Below are 500 nucleotides of genomic sequence, written 5' to 3'. Positions count from 1 at the left end.
ATTATAAATTAATGAATTGCTTGTATGAAAATCTAGTAATTAACTATTAAAGACTTATCAAAACAACGTTCGACTAGCATAAGCCGAATCATCGTTAACAACAACACCTTTTGGTTATCACTTTATTAAAGAATAATAGCTTTTTGCTAACATGATAAGGTTATTTAATTATCATAATTTGGATTTTGCGGTGCATCAATAGGATATGGCTGGGTCACATAATCGACCGTACTAATCGCAGCTGTTAGGGCGTGAATACTGGTATCGGTATCATCGTAGCGCACGGTTGCGATGCTACTCGCTGCATCAAGATCTATCGCAGTGACCCCTGTGATGTTCTTTAACGCTATCATGACACTGTCTAATCCTTCAGCGTCATCGATATTCTCAATACTCACTTGTGCTGTCTGAATCGCCATTGTGCTGCCCTCTTTGTTACTTATCCATTAATGAGTATCTAACACCTCAAAGCTTTTTACTAAATCATCCACTTGCTTTAA

At 37.2% G+C, this 500-nt stretch carries 1 protein-coding gene; it reads right to left on the bottom strand.

All coding sequences use genetic code 11. The annotated features are described in order from the left end of the window. Positions 1 to 164 precede the first annotated feature (164 nt). Positions 165 to 419: a heavy-metal-associated domain-containing protein gene (locus tag ACS8FD_RS25100; RefSeq protein ID WP_439260417.1), complete on the bottom strand. Its 255-nt coding sequence runs from the start codon at positions 417 to 419 to the stop codon at positions 165 to 167. Positions 420 to 500 lie beyond the last annotated feature (81 nt).

This window comes from Psychrobacter sp. 1U2 (assembly GCF_051847575.1).
Note: the sequence above shows the minus strand (reverse complement) of the source record. Positions and strands in the feature narration are given on the sequence as shown.